Source organism: Pseudoalteromonas sp. B131b, from assembly GCF_037162545.1.
GTDB classification, from domain to species: Bacteria; Pseudomonadota; Gammaproteobacteria; order Enterobacterales; family Alteromonadaceae; genus Pseudoalteromonas; species Pseudoalteromonas fuliginea.
In genome coordinates, this window is sequence record NZ_JARLUZ010000001.1 from 3,621,446 (window position 1) to 3,638,075 (window position 16,630).

Annotated in this window: 10 protein-coding genes and 3 pseudogenes; 4 read left to right on the forward strand and 9 right to left on the reverse strand. The window is 38.5% G+C overall.

Going from position 1 to position 16,630, the window contains the following annotated elements; all coding sequences use genetic code 11:
- Positions 1–6: 6 nt before the first annotated feature.
- Positions 7–3,026: pseudogene (locus tag P4S65_RS16655) on the reverse strand (bifunctional diguanylate cyclase/phosphodiesterase).
- Positions 3,027–3,388: 362 nt separating this feature from the next.
- Between P4S65_RS16655 and P4S65_RS16660 the strand changes: the two are divergent.
- Positions 3,389–4,549: a chorismate mutase gene (locus P4S65_RS16660; RefSeq protein WP_008135718.1), complete on the forward strand. Its 1,161-nt coding sequence runs from the start codon at positions 3,389–3,391 to the stop codon at positions 4,547–4,549.
- 136 nt (positions 4,550–4,685) lie between these two features.
- Here P4S65_RS16660 and tyrA read toward each other — a convergent pair whose 3' ends face one another.
- The 6 genes and pseudogenes from tyrA to ffh form a co-directional block, all read right to left on the reverse strand.
- Positions 4,686–5,819 (reverse strand): bifunctional chorismate mutase/prephenate dehydrogenase, encoded by a 1,134-nt coding sequence (gene tyrA / locus P4S65_RS16665; RefSeq protein ID WP_096794129.1) that lies wholly within the window; start codon positions 5,817–5,819, stop codon positions 4,686–4,688.
- A gap of 234 nt (positions 5,820–6,053) precedes the next feature.
- Positions 6,054–6,413 (reverse strand): 50S ribosomal protein L19, encoded by a 360-nt coding sequence (gene rplS / locus P4S65_RS16670; RefSeq protein WP_007581406.1) that lies wholly within the window; start codon positions 6,411–6,413, stop codon positions 6,054–6,056.
- Positions 6,414–6,446: 33 nt separating this feature from the next.
- Entirely contained in the window at positions 6,447–7,214 is a 768-nt protein-coding gene (trmD, locus tag P4S65_RS16675; RefSeq protein WP_008135721.1) for a tRNA (guanosine(37)-N1)-methyltransferase TrmD, read from the reverse strand.
- A complete protein-coding gene (gene rimM, locus P4S65_RS16680; RefSeq protein ID WP_008135722.1) occupies positions 7,214–7,750 on the reverse strand; it encodes a ribosome maturation factor RimM in 537 nt (178 codons plus the stop codon). The genes trmD and rimM overlap by 1 nt, the downstream gene beginning before the upstream one ends.
- Positions 7,751–7,767: 17 nt before the next feature.
- Positions 7,768–8,016: a 30S ribosomal protein S16 gene (gene rpsP, locus P4S65_RS16685; RefSeq protein ID WP_002962192.1), complete on the reverse strand. Its 249-nt coding sequence runs from the start codon at positions 8,014–8,016 to the stop codon at positions 7,768–7,770.
- A gap of 259 nt (positions 8,017–8,275) precedes the next feature.
- Positions 8,276–9,654, reverse strand: a pseudogene (gene ffh / locus P4S65_RS16690) (signal recognition particle protein).
- Between the two features lie 250 nt (positions 9,655–9,904).
- Here ffh and P4S65_RS16695 point away from each other — a divergent pair.
- Positions 9,905–10,711 carry a cytochrome C assembly family protein gene (locus tag P4S65_RS16695; RefSeq protein ID WP_007378359.1) on the forward strand — a complete coding sequence of 269 codons (807 nt, stop codon included), beginning with the start codon at positions 9,905–9,907 and terminating at the stop codon, positions 10,709–10,711.
- A gap of 61 nt (positions 10,712–10,772) precedes the next feature.
- Positions 10,773–12,041 (forward strand): HlyC/CorC family transporter, encoded by a 1,269-nt coding sequence (locus tag P4S65_RS16700; RefSeq protein WP_008135726.1) that lies wholly within the window; start codon positions 10,773–10,775, stop codon positions 12,039–12,041.
- A gap of 144 nt (positions 12,042–12,185) precedes the next feature.
- Here the strand turns inward: P4S65_RS16700 and P4S65_RS16705 are convergent, their stop codons facing one another.
- Both P4S65_RS16705 and gshA read right to left on the reverse strand, forming a co-directional pair.
- Positions 12,186–12,794 (reverse strand): transglycosylase SLT domain-containing protein, encoded by a 609-nt coding sequence (locus P4S65_RS16705; protein WP_007378361.1) that lies wholly within the window; start codon positions 12,792–12,794, stop codon positions 12,186–12,188.
- Positions 12,795–12,936: 142 nt separating this feature from the next.
- Positions 12,937–14,512, reverse strand: a pseudogene (gene gshA / locus P4S65_RS16710) (glutamate--cysteine ligase).
- Between the two features lie 522 nt (positions 14,513–15,034).
- Between gshA and P4S65_RS16715 the strand changes: the two are divergent.
- On the forward strand, positions 15,035–16,582 hold the full coding sequence (locus P4S65_RS16715) for a methyl-accepting chemotaxis protein (protein ID WP_337120778.1): 1,548 nt from the start codon (positions 15,035–15,037) through the stop codon (positions 16,580–16,582).
- Positions 16,583–16,630 lie beyond the last annotated feature (48 nt).

Consider the following 16,630-nt stretch of genomic DNA (forward strand, 5'->3'; position numbering starts at 1 on the left):
ATTTTACTACTCACTTTGTAACGCTTCAAAGTCAGGTATATCCTTTAGCCTATCAAACAATTTTGGTAACTCAGCCTCAGTAATTGGTGGGCTAAAATAATACCCTTGTACTATAAAACAATTATTATTTTGCAAAAATTGTATTTGTTCTATCGTCTCGACACCTTCAGCAACCACATTAAGTTTTAACTTTTGCGCCATTGCAATAATTGCAGCCGTGATTTCCATATCATTGCTATCCTCTGGAATGTCTTTTACGAATGAACGATCAATTTTTAATATGTCGACCGGGAATCGTTTTAAATAACTTAAAGACGAGTAACCTGTACCAAAATCATCTATAGAAATCGAAACACCTAATGCCTTAAGCTCATGCAACTGCGTTATTGCTGCTTCGACATTTCCCATTAGCATGCTTTCGGTTAATTCTAAATGCAGATGCTTAGCAGACACCCCTGATTTAATAATCATTTTACTAAGCATTGGTACTAAGCTAGCATCTTTAAATTGACGAGCAGATAAGTTAATCGAAATATTATTACTTCGGCCTTTCTCTTGTAATCTAACTGCAAAATCGCATGCTTCTTGAAGTACCCAAGCACCCAATTCAACAATTAAACCTGTTGCCTCGGCAATTGGTATAAACTTGGTAGGAGGAATAAGCCCCTCTGTTGGGTGAAACCACCTAAGCAAAGCTTCATAGCCAACAACATGCTGACTTCGGCTATCGACTTGTGGTTGATAGTAAACAGCGAATTGTTTTTCTTTCAAGGCTTGTCGTAGTTCGTTTTCTATAAATAATCGCTCATTTGCCGCAGAGTCCAATTCTTGGCTATAAAAGTGAAATGTATTACGCCCTTTTGCTTTGGCTTCATACATGGCCAAGTCAGCATGTTTTAACAACTGATCTTCTTCAAGGCTGTCGTAAGGGGCCATTGTAATACCTATACTGGCACTAATAATGACTTCATTACTGCCAAGTTTTATAGGCACATTTAACGTTTTTTGAATCGTATTAGCAACATCGGTAGCATGCTCTTGATGCTCAATACCACTGAGTAAAACCGCAAACTCATCTCCGCCTAATCGAGCAATGGTATCTTCTGCTCTTAAACGTTTTTTTAGCCTATTTGCCACCTCTATTAACAACTGATCCCCAGCATCGTGCCCTAGTGTGTCGTTAATACGTTTAAACTCATCTAAATCGAAGTAAAATAGTGCAAAGGCATAATGCCCTCTTTCTGCAAGTGCCATCGATTTGCGTAACTGCATTCTAAAAAACGTTCTATTTGCTAAGCCAGTCAATGTGTCAAAATAAGCTAACTGCTCCATTTTACGCTGACTTTCTTTTACAAATGAAATATCTTGCGCAGACGCAACATAACTTGTTATTTTTCCGCCGTCCTCGCGAATTGGAGAAACACTCAGCGAAACCCAAATGGGTTGTTTATCTAAAGCTTGAATAAGCGTATCACCACGCCAATAGTTACGACTTCTCAGATCAATGTCTATGTCTTCAACCAAAATGGCCATTTCGGTGGCAATAATACTTAACAACGGCGCTCTACTAAAGTGGCTTTCTTGATACCCTGTCATCTCAAGCATTTTAGGGTTTACATATTCTATAAAGAAGTTTTCATCGGTGATCACAACACCAGTCCCAGAAAATGCAACCGCTTTGGATAAACGATTAGCTGCTTTTTCTGCTATTTCTTTTTCTGTAATACGCATATTGAGGCCATCAATGAGTTTGCGTATTTCTACTGCCATATCTCTAAATGAGCCGTTCAATGTGCCAATTTCATCTTTATTTTCTTCAGGGAATTCAGTTGTTAACTTCCCTTGGCCAAAGTTTGTCACTGCATAAACTAAAGTATGAAGGCGACGAAGAACAAGCTGATAAAGTGCTTGATGTAGCAATAAAGCAACTAAAATCGCATATAGAATGAATAACCCAAAAAACTTAAGCTTCAGTTCTTGAAGAGCTGAGAGCGTCGATGAACGTTTTTTATAGACACCAATATACCAATCTAAACCTTCTACTTTACGGATATTAATAATATGCGCTTCACCATTTTGCTTAAATGAATTCGCGTATTCAGGTAACTTCCTTTTAGTTGCATCACTAATAATCGATTGTAGTTCTTGGTTAACAAAGTCGTAGGTTTTAAGTACTTTACCTTTACTCCCGTAACTGGCTAATAAGCTCGAACTTACTTCTGGGTGCGCTAACAGCTGCCCTTTGCTATCAAATACTAATAAATGTTTTTCTTTGTCGCCCACAGGCAACTGAAATATAAGCGTATCAAGCGCAATATCATTACCTGTCACACCTAAAAACTCATTATCGACATAAATCGGAACTAATAAACTAATAACCCATTTACGCCAAACTTTATCGTAGTAAACATTTGACCACGTTGGTTCACGGCTTGGGTTAGTTTTTCCTTGGGCGTAATTAAATGTAGGCCCTTTTGTGAACTTAAATTCGGCGGGTGCATTTAGTGCCCAATTAGGCGGAGATATCCGTATAAAGTTATCTTTAGTAATTAAGTAAAAATTAAAAAATCATTAATAATTGTTGGGGAGATAATTCGCCATAATGATTCTGAGTCGTTAATTAATTGCTTATAAAAAGGTGAGTAACTCTCTTGCGGTAAATAAGCTGCTGATAAACCATCTGCAGACGCACTTCGGATTGTACCATCACTGTTAAACTGTAACTGAGACCTGTTTTTAAGATCAATTGAAACTTGTGTAGAGAACAGCTGCTCTGCAACAACTTTATTGGCCTGCTCTGCGGTATTAACTTTGCTTTTAATCAATCCATCAAATTGCTTAACAAGTAACTCTGTTGAACCTTTAAGTACTTCGTGCTCTTCAAAAACAAGTTGCTTTTCTTCTGACTTGAGCATTAAGGCGGCCGCACACACGCCCGCAATTAAACAAATTGCAGATATTAGCAATGATAATTTTACACTTAGTGAGTTAACACCAAAACGCGATGGAGGGCGTCGATACACCACAGGCCAACCTTATTAGTAATTGTTATTATTTTTTAACCAGTAGCCGAAATATACCAGATCCGCTTCGTAATTATAAATTTTTTATAGTTTATCTCTAAAAAAATAGAATGATAAATATTAAATTTATAGTTAAGTCATTATTTCGCATAACTGTCTGTTGACATTAATGGTAACTCTCCATACATTGTAATTATGAATATTATTTGTTCTCACACTACCTTTTCGTTTTTTAGCTTCTTTATATAAAAGAGGCTGACCTGTTTGTGAGATAAAATCAATCGAATAGTAAAGCCTCCCAATCGGGAGGCTTTTTTATTTCTGCTGCATAATAACAGCTTGTTTTTTGGAATGAGGAAACCAAAATGACCAATGATGTATTAAATACATTAAGACACGACATAAATGAAATAGATTCAGATTTACTTGTGTTGCTCGCCAAGCGCCGCCGCATTAGCCATGGTGTGGTTGAATACAAAATTGCTAATAATAAACCAATTCGCGATGAAGCACGTGAACTCGCACTTTTAGAGAAACTGATTGGTTATGGTAAATCACTAGGTTTAGATGCTTATTACGTAAATAATGTTTTTCAAACTATTTTGGAAGATTCTGTTTTACACCAACAAGCTATGCTACAAAAAAACCTTAATCCAGATGCCCTTAGTGAAACACATCGTGTAACTTACTTAGGTGGTCAGGGTTCTTATAGCCAGCTAGCATGTCATAAATACTTTAGCCGCCGTCCTGGTAAATTAGTTGAAATTGGTTGTACATCGTTTGACGAAATAACAGGTAAAGTAGAAAACGGCCAAGCTGATTTTGGTTTATTACCTATTGAAAATACCAGTTCGGGTAGTATTAATGAGGTGTTTGATTTACTCCAACACGCACAAGTATCTATTGTTGGTGAAGTAACACACAGCGTTGAACATTGTTTATTAGCGACACCTAATACAGAACTAGGCCAATTAACAAAAATATTCGCCCATCCTCAACCATTTGCGCAGTGCAGTCGTTTTTTACAGGGCTTAGGTGAGTTACAACACGAAACCTGTGACTCAACGTCAAGCGCGCTGCAGTCGGCACTAAATACGCCAATGAGTGCTGCAATTGGTTCAGCGCAAGCAGGGAAAAACGTAGGATTAGAAGTTATTAAAACAAATCTTGCTAATCAAAGTGAAAACCATAGCCGCTTTATTGTTGTTGCTCGCAAACCACTGCAAGTTTCGAATCAAATTCCAACTAAGACCAGTTTGATCATGTCTACAAAACAACAAGCGGGGTCGCTTGCTGACGCGTTAATGATTTTTAAACAGCATAAGATTAATTTAGTTAAACTGGAGTCTCGCCCAATGCCTGGTAACCCATGGGAAGAGGTTTTTTATGTCGATTTAGAAGCAAATTTAGCGGATAGCCAAGTAAAAGAAGCGCTAGAAAAACTTAAAGAGCACACCCAATATGTACGTATTTTAGGATGCTACCAAAGCGAGTCATTGCAGGCAGTAAGCGTGAATACTCAATAAGCAATTTTATAAATCAAAAAGGGCCGATATAGGCCCTTTTAGTTAACCAGTGCTAATCTATATAATACCACCCCGCAATAATACTTAATCAATTTGAGGGATTCCCCCCATATCTAAGCAAACGGTATAACAAATATTAATCTAGCACTTTTGAATCATTCGCTTTATTTAATAAGCTTCTGCTTTGCGTTAAAAAGTGTTCTGTCGAGTCAGAAAAGTAAACTTTAGCCTGCGCAAAAGAATCAATAAGTCCTGCTTTATCTCCCGCCTTTAATTTTGCTAATGTGTTAGCAAAGGTATCTTGATACTGCGCGAGTAAAGTCTCTACATCATCAAACTGCGCTAACATAATATCAGAGTAAAGCTCAGGTGATTGAGCAAATAAACGCCCTACCATCATTAATTCAAGTTGATAAATAGGTGATGAACAACTACGTAGTTCCTCAAGTGTATGGCTTTGTTTTGCTAAAAACTGTCCGTAGACAAAGGTTGTTAAATGACGCATTACTTGAATAATTTGCATTGCTTCATCGTGTTTTTTTGCGTCAAGCTCAACAAGCTGACAACCCCAAACCTGTAATTGCTCTAATAATCCTTTTGCGGCTTGGTGATCTCGCCCTTCACATACAACGACTGTTTGTTTTACCCAGTGTGATATGTCAGGTCCAAACATAGGATGCAAACCAACTACAGGGCCACTGTGCGCGGCTTTTAGTGCTTTAATAGGTGATTGCTTTACCGATGTAATATCAACGAGTAAGCAATCATCATCTAGTTTAGGTAACTTAGCTACTACAGCGCCCAATGCGTTAATTGGCACGCTGATCATTACTAGCTTGGCACCCTTTAAAATACCTTGCGCTTCGTTTTGCTGATCTTTATCTAAAATTTTAACGTTGTAACCTGAGCGAATAAACTGCTGAGCAAATAACTGACCCATGGCACCTTGGCCGCCCACAATAACAATAGGTGAAAGCTCTGGCGCAGCACATGCAAGTTTTGCTTGTTGGTTTTGATAGGCTTCTCGCATCATGCGTCTTAGTATATCTTCAACAAGATCTGGGCTTACACTTTGATTGATCGCTTCTTGTCGTCTTGCTGCTAATAGCTCTGCTTCACGTTCAGGTGCATGTAAAGGCGCGCCTGTTTGTTGTTTTATCTCACCAATCTTTTGCGTAATACCGTTACGTTTAGCAAGTAAGGCAACAAGTTGTGCGTCGCATTCATCTATACCCTCTCTTAGCTGTGCTAAATCACTTATGTCAGCCACGTTCATCCCACCTTAAAAAACAAATAACGTAAATATAAATTTACATAAAAGTAAACTAATCAATACGATAAATACTAACAGGATCAGGTAACTGAGAAAAGGCTAAAGCGGAAATTTTACTAATGAAGAATTGAGAATTGAGAATTGAGAATTGAGAAAATAATATTCTAAAACCAAAACGGGTTGCAACCCGAAGGATGCAACCCGTTTTTTTGCGTTGATAAACAGCGCGTATTAGTTAAGTTTTTCTCTAATACGTGCAGATTTACCAGAACGCTCACGTAGATAGTAAAGCTTAGCACGGCGAACTGCACCGCGACGCTTAACTGTTACGCTATCAATAAGAGGGCTGTGCGTTTGGAATACACGCTCAACGCCTTCACCGTTCGAGATTTTACGAACTGTGAATGCTGAGTGAAGACCACGATTACGCTTAGCGATTACAACACCTTCAAAGGCCTGTAGACGCTCTTTAGCACCTTCTTTTACTTTTACCTGTACAACCACTGTATCACCAGGGCCAAATGCAGGTACGTCTGTTTTAAGCTGCTCATCTTCAAGCGCTTTAATAATATTTTGGTTTACTTTTGCCATTATGTTTCTCACTTTCCTAGGTGTAACTGTCTTCTAGCCACAAGCTTTTTGGTACTCTTGCTGAAATTTCGCGAGTAATACCGCTTGCTCCTCAGTCAGAGCTAGGTTATGCAACAAGTCAGGACGTCGTAACCAAGTTCTGCCTAATGACTGCATAAGCCGCCATTTTGCTATCTCTTGGTGGTTACCACTGAGTAATACAGCAGGAACCTGTTTGTCGTCCAATGTTTCTGGTCGTGTATAGTGTGGACAATCTAACAAGCCATCCGAAAATGAATCTTGTTCCGCTGACTGGTTATGACCTAACACACCCGGCACTAATCGCGCTACTGCGTCAATTAATGTCATGGCAGGTAGTTCACCTCCACTCAAAATAAAATCACCAATCGACCATTCTTCGTCAACATATGATTCTATTATTCTCTCATCTATACCTTCATAGCGACCGGCAATCAAAATCAGTTTTTTAGCGTTAGCGAGTTCGCTAGCGCCTTGCTGATCAAGTTTGCGCCCTTGCGGGGACATATAAATTACTTTAGCACCATCACCAGCAGCTTTTTTAGCTTCGGCAATCGCTTTTTTTAATGGTTCAACCATCATTAACATACCCGGTCCGCCCCCGTAAGGACGGTCATCTACGGTTCTATGCTTATCTAAAGCGTAGTCTCGCGGATTCCAGCAGTTAAAATCAATTAAGCCATTTTTTACTGCGCGACCGGTAACACCTTGGTCTGTAATAGCGTCAAACATGTCTGGAAAAAGGCTTATCACCCCTACCCATAATGAACTAGTTTGCGTCATTAAAACCCAGGATCCCAGTCTACGGTAATTTCTCTTGCGTCGTATTTAACTTCTTTAATAACTGAATCAGTTAAAAAAGGAATCAAACGCTCAGCTTGACCAAATGCATCTTTACTATTTGCTTTCACAACTAGTACGTCATTTGATCCTGTCTCCATCAGGTCATCAACAATGCCTAAGCTATAACCTTTATCAGTTACAACCGACATGCCAATGAGATCTCGCCAATAGAACTCACCTTGCGGGAGCTCAGGTAATTGCGCTGAATCCATCGAAATTTCTGCATGGGTATAAGCCATTGCTTCGTCTCGATCGTTTATTTGCGCAAATTTAGCGATAAAGCCTTTGTTGTGGCGACGCCAGTCGACCACTTCTAAGGACTGCCATTTACCTTGCTGCCCTATCAACCACGGGCTGAAATCGAAGATCCCTATGGGATCATCAGTAAATGAATGTACCTTAAGCCAGCCCTTTATACCATATGGGGCACCGAGCTTTCCTACGACAATTATTGATGAGGTGTTCTCTTGACTCATGGTTACACTTACGCCTATTAAGCCGCTTTACGAGCGTCTTTTACTAACTTAGCTACGCGATCTGAAAGAGATGCGCCCTGACCTACCCAGTGTTCAACACGTGGTAAATCTAAACGAATTTTTTCTTCTTGACCTGAAGCAATTGGGTTAAAAAAGCCTACTTTCTCGATGAAGCGACCGTCACGCGAGAAACGGCTATCCGCAACCACAATTTGATAGAAAGGGCGTTTTTTAGCGCCACCACGTTGCAAACGAATAGTTACCATACCGTCCTCTATAAAGATTGACTGTTTTCATTAATAAGATTTACTCCCCAGAATGGGGAGCTGGGGAATTGTACGAGTTTTTGGCAATAACGCAAGTAAGAAGTGCAGCAAAAAGGCAGTTTAGTAGGTTAAACCGTGATCTCAACTAAAAATTAGAGCTTATGAGGTATTACGCGCATAATTTATTCAATAAAAAAGGAGCTATTTGCTCCTTTTTTGTCGTTTATTTATTCTTTCAAAAATAGCTAAAGGCTAATATTTAAAATTTAGGGCCGCCGCCGCCCATCATTCCAGGAGGTAACATGCCTTTCATACCGCGCATCATTTTGGTCATGCCGCCTTTGCCTTTCATTTTTTTCATCATTTTTTGCATTTGCGTAAATTGCTTAAGCAACTTATTAATTTCTTGTACCTGTGTACCTGAGCCAGCTGCAATACGTTTTTTACGCGAACCTTTAATAATTTCTGGGCGTGCACGCTCTTTTTTAGTCATCGAGCTAATAATAGCTTCCATTTGGATAAATGTTTTATCACCCATTTGACCTTTAACTGCATCTGGTAAGTTAGACATACCAGGGAGCTTATCGAGCATCGACATCATGCCACCCATATTTTTCATTTGCTTTAGTTGATCCGCAAAATCATCAAGGGTAAAGCCTGCGCCTTTAAATACTTTTTCAGCAACTCTGGCAGCTTGCTCTTTATCTACTTTCATCTCGACTTCTTCGATTAATGAAAGTACATCACCCATGCCTAAAATACGTGACGCTATACGGTCAGGATGAAAAGGTTCAAGTGCGTCAGTGCGCTCACCAACACCCATAAACTTAATAGGCTTACCTGTGATATGACGAATAGATAAAGCCGCACCACCACGTGCATCACCATCAGTCTTTGTTAATATAACACCGGTAAGTGGTAATGCCTCGTCAAATGCTTTAGCTGTATTTGCCGCATCTTGACCTGTCATTGCATCAACAACAAATAATGTTTCAATTGGGTTGATTGCTTTATGAAGGTCTTTAATTTCGTCCATCATGTCACTATCGACATGTAAACGCCCTGCGGTATCAACAAGTACTACATCGATGAATTTCTTTTTGCATGAGAAATAGCTGCTGTTGCAATATCTACAGGTTTTTGCGAGATATCACTTGGGAAAAAATCAACATCAACTTCAGCAGCAAGCGTTTCTAACTGCTTAATTGCCGCAGGACGGTATACGTCGGCACTCACTACTAGTACAGATTTTTTCTTACGCTCTTTTAAAAATTTTGCAAGCTTTGCGACACTGGTTGTTTTACCTGCACCTTGAAGACCAGCCATCATTACAACCGCAGGCGGTTGCGCGTTTAAGCTTAGCTCTTCGTTTGCTTCACCCATCGCTTTTTCAAGCTCTTCGCGTACTATTTTTACAAATACTTGGCCTGGGCTTAAGCTTTTTGTAACTTCAACACCGACTGCACGTTCCTTTACTTGCTTTACAAAGTCACGAACAACTGGCAACGCCACATCGGCTTCTAAAAAAGCCATACGCACTTCACGAAGAGTGTCTTTAATGTTGTCTTCAGTTAGGCGGCCACGACCACTGATATTTTTTAAGGTTTTACCTAATCGTTCTTGGAGGTTCTCAAACATGTATCGGTTCCGATAAGACGTTATATCAATCTAATTACACAGCTTTTTTATTTAGCCATCCAATTAAGGATATTGATATTATTAAATTTGAATTAAAAACAGTATACCGTAAATGGTGCCGGACAATACAGTGTTCAAGTGCCGCTAGTTGAGTTTCTTTTTTTAAGGTCTATCCATTTGCTTTGCTATAAAATACAATGACAATATAACAACAAGGATTTTTTGACTCAAATTAAGTGGCCCAAGCACAATGCTGATTATTAGTTTAACTATTATTGCCAGTTTATTTTATGTGTTAGCAACGTCTCACGTGCTATCACGACTGTTTCATCAACAAGGCCCTAGCCAGAAAGTAACTGTAATATTAAGTACGGTTGCTATATTGGCGCACATGCTGCTGTTAGTGAATTCAGTGTTTCGATCCGATGGTCAAGATTTAAGTATCGTTAATGTCTCTTTACTTACCTGTTGGGTTATTGTTGTATCTGTCACAGCCGTGTCATTAAAGTTTCCGGCGACCCTATTACTTCCGGTTGTTTACGGTTTCGCAGCACTTCTAACTATCGCTAGTTTATTTATACCGCACCATCTTTTGTTGCAAAGTATAAATGTTGAAATAGGCTTAGTGACACATATCTCTATTTCTTTACTCGCATACTGTATTTTGATTATTGCTACCCTATATGGCGTACAGTTTTACTTTATCGATAAGCGATTAAAACGAAAAGATTTAGCAATTGTACACAGTCATTTACCCCCTCTGATGGTTGTTGAGCGCCAGCTCTACCAACTTTTAAACTTAGGGACAATCCTTCTTACTTTTGCATTGCTGTCAGGGTTTTTATTTCTTGATGGGATGTTTGCCAAAGAGTTTATCCATAAAACGATACTGTCGTTAATCGCGTGGGTAATTTTTGCTGTTGTTGCATTAGGTCATATGAAAAAAGGTTGGCGAGGAAAACCGGTCGTTATTACAATTATGATTGCTGCATTTATCCTCACACTTGCTTATTTTGGCAGCCGTTTCATACAAGAAGTAATACTAAATAAGTTTTAACTTGACTCTGCTTGCTCACTCTAGCTTAATACGCATTGATTTATAAGAAAAGGATCCATCGTTGGACGACATATCGACAAGTACCCTATTTATCATTTTAGGTTTTTTGGTGCTTTTTTCTGCTTACTTTTCCGGCTCAGAAACCGGAATTATGTCAATCAATCGTATACGCTTGCGACACCTCGCTAAAGAGGATCATCGTGCAGCTAAACGAGTCAGTAAATTACTTAGCCGTCCAGATAGGCTCATCGGTTTAATCTTAATCGGTAACAATCTTGTTAATATAGCAGCAGCCCAAGTGGCTACAATTATAGGCATTCGCCTTTACGGTGACCTTGGTATTGCTATAGCAACGGGTGTGTTAACTTTAGTCGTGCTTATATTTGCCGAAGTAACTCCGAAAACCCTTGCTGCCCTCTATCCTGAAAAAGTGGCCTTTCCAAGCTCAATAATACTTAAAGGGTTACTAAAAATTCTATTCCCTTTTGTCGTTGTTATTAACTGGATGACCAACGGAATACTGCGATTATTTGGTATTAGCGCCGCTCAAATAGACGAACACAGTATGAGTAAAGAAGAATTAAAAACCGTACTCAATGAGTCAGGCGCACTTATTCCTGCACGCCACCAAAGCATGCTCACCTCAATTTTAGACTTAGAACAAGTAACCGTTGAAGATATCATGATCCCACGTAACGAAATTGTGGCGATAGATATAAATGATGATTGGAAACTAATTAGCCGCCAGTTAACTCATGCACAACATACCCGTGTGTTGTTATACAGAGATAACATAGATGATGCCGTCGGTTTTATTCACTCACGCGATGCGCTTAGGCTTCTTACAAAAGAGCAGTTTGATAAACCTTCGCTGCTACGTGCTGTACGTGAAATTTACTTTATTCCTGAAGGTACGTCCCTTAATACTCAACTTTTAAAATTCCAATTATCTAAAGAACGTATTGGCCTCGTCGTTGATGAGTACGGTGATATTCAAGGCCTAGTAACCCTTGAAGATATTTTAGAAGAAGTGGTTGGCGATTTTACAACAACACAAACACGCACTCCGAGCGAAGAAGTAACAACCCAAACTGATGGTTCTTGTATTGTGGATGGCGGTGCTAACGTACGCGATTTAAATAAAGAAATGGGTTGGGATTTCCCACTTGACGGTCCTAAAACATTGAGTGGTTTAATTGTTGAATATTTAGAAGATATTCCTGATGCAAATATTAGTTTACGTATTGCGGGATACCCTGTTGAAGTACTTGAAGTAAAAGAGAACATGATTAAACAGGTAAAAATACATCCCAATAAACGAACTCGTTAAAGTAAAAAGGAGCCGAATTGGCTCCTTTTTTAGTAATGAAAATAATTAACCTAAACTCTGGTTAAGAGATTTTCAGTAAATTCAATAAAATTAACGCTGAAAATAGCTACTCGAGATAGATTTATTATCCAGAATTCAGGTTAATTAACTAAATAATCGCTCTAACCACCCTTTATCAAGCTCTTCTTCACAACGCTTTAATTGTGCGCCATAGCGACTAGCTCGGTGTTTAACTTTATTTGCGACGCCCATTAGCCATTTTTTCTTTTTATAAGTACCACGCTTATATCCGCCCCAGCCTTCGTGATAATTAAGATATTGCGCATAAGCATCCCATTTAGAAATACCATTCACTTTATGCGTTTTATAAACAAACCATGCCATAAAATCTATTGCATCATCAAAGTCATCTCTATCAGCACCATTATTACCTGTTTCGCGAATATAATCTGCCCATGTAGGAGTCTTAGCTTGCGAGTAACCATAAGCGTCACTGGCACGCCCAGTTGGAATTATCCACAAAAAGTATTCCATTGGTGGCGCTGCATCGTGTTTAAATGAGCTTTCTTGATACATCATGCTCATTAATACATGCTTAGGTGAACCCCACTTTTCTTGAGCGTCTCTTGCATCGAAATACCAATCGGATTTTTCCTTAAAAATCTTACAAATATCATTCGGTTGCTTTGGTGGTGCTGTAGCGCACCCCGCAAGAGTAATAGCTAGAGATAACATTAGTGCATTTTTTTTCATGTTTTTAGATCTCACTGAACTTTTATAAAAAGTGTGGGTCTGATTTTATAATGCAGCAGTACAGCATTGTTTCATCCCTGAAAAGTATTTACGCAGCCAACTTGGGCTGCGTTTTTTTGTCTAAAAATAGTGGGCATTAAACTTACTTACTGGCAAAATATGCATCTAAGAATGCTTTGAACGATTGCGTATCCGCTTGCTCAATTGCCACTTGTGCCTCATTAGACTCTATAACTTGTTGTTCCAGCCAAGGCTTTAAAAACTCACTATAGTCAGTTTCAGCATGACTTTTTTTATACTTATTAGCTAATGCTAATGCGAAGTGCCCGTTATCTAAACCAGATTCTTTTAGTTGTGAAACGTAACGCCCCGAGTAAGTCAGTGCGGGGTTATCAATCCACGTTGCCATACGCTTTATAGTATCTGAGTAATAATTAACACCGTAAGCATTATCCATCCATTTAGCAACATCCGTTAGCTGGGTAAATATTTCGCCCCCACGACTGCAGGCTTCGTTCTTCGTTATTAAAGTTAAGCATTAGTCCTTCTTCTCGACCTTGATTTACTACTGTGTCGAGGTTTTCAGTGCTACGCGCTTGTTCTTTCCAATCCATTGGAGCTGAATCTTTTAATAAACAATATGTTAAAAATACATCTAAAAAGTGAATTTGCTCTATATCAATACCCACTTCGCTAAAAGGGTTAACGTCTAATGCGCGAATTTCTACATACTCAATGCCAGCTCTAAGCAGCGAGTCTGTCGGCGTTTCACCATTTTTAGCATTTCGTTTAGGGCGAATTGGTGAGTAAAATTCATTTTCTATTTGCAAAATATTTTTATTAAGCTGCTTAGGAGCTTCACTCGTATAATCGTCAATATCGCTATAGATTTCAGATGGGGTATTGATCGCTTTTTTCAAACCCGCTACATATTCATCTAGTGAATTATACATTACGCGCAATGATGACTGTGCGCTATTTGTATACCCCAGATTACCTAAACGAAGTGCAGTACCGACTTCTAAATAAAGTGTACCTTTCCCTAATTTTTTAAATGGCAAGTCGGTTTTGCGACCTTGTAAAAATGAATTACATAGCGCCGGAGATGCACCGAACATATAACTTATTAACCACAGCTCGCGTTTAAAATTACGGATCAGTGCTAAATAACCATCAGAGATAAAATCTTGTAAACTGGCGTTACTTTGTTTTAGTGAATGAATTGATTGCCAAAGTGTGTCAGGAAAAGAAATATTAAAATGTACGCCTGCAATTGCTTGCATCATACTACCGTAACGATTTTTTAACCCTTCACGGTATAATGTTTTCATTTTACCAGTATTTGAGCTGCCAAATTGTGCTAATACAATATCATCTTGATGTTCAATAAAGCACGGCATGCTAATAGGCCACAGTAATTCATCGCCCATTTTTTCTAAAGTGAATTTTTGCAAATCTTTTAATTGCTTAAGTGTCTGTATAGACGATTCGCTAACAGGGGTAATGAACTCAAGCAAAGACTCAGAAAAATCAGTGGTGATATGCCCATTAGTTAATGCACTTCCAACCCCTTTAGGATGCCCTTGAGCTGATATAACACCATCGTTTTTTATTCTTAACGACTCTCGCTCAATACCACGCTTAATGCCTTTAACTGCGTGTTTATGCTCATTTGCTGATAACGCGTTTAGCGTATTTGTTAAATCATGTGTTGTCAAAAATGCTTCCTCGGGCCACGTGGCTTAATCATAGGGTTATGGGGGCTAATTACCTAGACTCAAGATTAAATTGCTAAGAACAAAACAATTTCTCAAAATTAATTATCATTTATCCAATTTGGATATGCGTTTGATATGGCAGGCATCATACAGTAAACCCTAATATTGCCACCGCTCTTAGTATTATACAATTTTTTTGCATGGGTATTTAACCTAAAAAACGGAAGACTCACGCGACTCAAAATCTCTCATTGTAGTACTTACGGTGTTGAATCTACTTGCAGTCGATTCATTTTAATCTGCGTTCAGAGTAAAGATTAAATTTCATCAATAAATAGACCGGCACTTACACGACATTGGCTCACCTAACTTTCAATAATCAGCTTAACAATTCAATTACTTGATGTAGATCATAAAAATATGAAATTTAAATTATAAGTACTAAAGAAATACTTTGTTTTTTTGCTTTGTAGTTAACAAGCAATATAATGACGCCAACGATAAAGGATGATAAAAAATACAATGCGCAATAATAAAAGCTTAAAAAATGAAGAAGTCCATTTTGATGAGTCACAAGAACTTGTTTCTACGACTGACCTAAGGGGAGTAATAACTTATGCTAATCAAGAATTTTGTATCATCGCTGGATACACTTCAGAAGAACTCATAGGAAAAAATCATAATATAGTCCGTCATCCTGATATGCCTAAAGCAGCATTTAAAGAAATGTGGGATATCTTAAAACAAGGCAATTCTTGGCGAGGTATGGTAAAAAATCGCTGTAAAGATGGCCGCTACTATTGGGTTGATGCATTTGTAACGCCTATTTTTGAACATGGTCAGCTTATTGGCTATCAATCTGTAAGAACAAAACCAAGCCAACAACTAAAACAACAAGCACAAGACTTATATAATAAAATAAATGCGGGTAAGTCACTATTTAGCCTCAAAGAACAAACAACAATAAGACAAAGCATCAGCTTTGTATGCGTATTACTATGGCTAATTTATATTGCTCTATTTGGTTCGCTAAGCATTGCCTTAATAAACTTATTTATTTGCTGTTTAGTTATTGCTCTTAATTATGAAGAGCTAATTGTGACACCTAAAATATTACGTGATCAAAAAGCTAAGTCTGATTCGGTATCTCGTTATATTTATAGCGGCTATAACCCGCATAGTATAAGTGATTACAGAGAACAAATGATCAGTGCAAAATTACGTACTGTATTGGGTCGTATGAAAGATTCAACATTAAGCTTTAATAACATTGCGACCGACTTAGATAAACAATCCGCGATGACTGAAAAAGGTATTGCGGCACAAGGTGAGCGTTTAGAACAAATAGCATCAGCTATGGCACAAATGAGCTCAACAATTGGTGAAATATCAAATAGCACCACAGAAACAGCAGATAAAGTAAACCTCACTCACCAAAGCTGCTCTGATATTAAAAATCATATTGCCGAAAACAGTATCATGGTGTCTGATTTAGCAACACAGGTGGAACAAGCCGCGACAACCGCAAGCAGCTTAGCTTCTGAGGCTGATAAAATAGGTCAAGTGATGAGTGAAATTGAAGGGATTGCGGATCAAACAAACTTACTGGCATTAAATGCAGCAATAGAAGCAGCAAGAGCAGGCGAACATGGTCGAGGCTTTGCCGTTGTAGCAGATGAAGTAAGAACCCTGTCGTCAAGGACTCAAAATGCAACAACACAAATCCATAGCTCAATTAAAGAAATACAAGATACCTTATTTAGCTGGTCTAAAGTAATGCAGAGCACTAAAACTCAAGCCGATACTTGCGTAGATACAACAGCTAAAACTCAGATCGAACTTGATGGTATTTTTGTTCAAATAAGTGAGATTTCTCAACTAGCAATTCAAATATCGACCGCAGCAGAAGAGCAACAGGTAGTTAGTAATGATATTGGTAATAATGTATCGCAGATTAAGGGGTTTGGTGACGAAAATCTCAATTTAAGTTTTAATGTCGCAAAAGGTGCAGCAGAGTTGGTTGAAGGTTCTCGTAAAGTAAATGACCTTTTACTTACGTTTAAAGTTTAAATTAGCACCTATAAAAAAGCCGCTGATTGAAGTGGCCCACAATAATTG

Excerpts from the sequence above, each read along its gene's own strand:
- P4S65_RS16660 (WP_008135718.1), top strand. The coding sequence starts at position 3,389 with ATGACCAATGATGTATTAAATACATTAAGACACGACATAAATGAAATA.
- rplS (WP_007581406.1), bottom strand. The coding sequence starts at position 6,413 with ATGGCAAAAGTAAACCAAAATATTATTAAAGCGCTTGAAGATGAGCAG.
- trmD (WP_008135721.1), bottom strand. The coding sequence starts at position 7,214 with ATGACGCAAACTAGTTCATTATGGGTAGGGGTGATAAGCCTTTTTCCA.
- rimM (WP_008135722.1), bottom strand. The coding sequence starts at position 7,750 with ATGAGTCAAGAGAACACCTCATCAATAATTGTCGTAGGAAAGCTCGGT.
- rpsP (WP_002962192.1), bottom strand. The coding sequence starts at position 8,016 with ATGGTAACTATTCGTTTGCAACGTGGTGGCGCTAAAAAACGCCCTTTC.
- P4S65_RS16695 (WP_007378359.1), top strand. The coding sequence starts at position 9,905 with ATGCTGATTATTAGTTTAACTATTATTGCCAGTTTATTTTATGTGTTA.
- P4S65_RS16705 (WP_007378361.1), bottom strand. The coding sequence starts at position 12,794 with ATGAAAAAAAATGCACTAATGTTATCTCTAGCTATTACTCTTGCGGGG.
- P4S65_RS16715 (WP_337120778.1), top strand. The coding sequence starts at position 15,035 with ATGCGCAATAATAAAAGCTTAAAAAATGAAGAAGTCCATTTTGATGAG.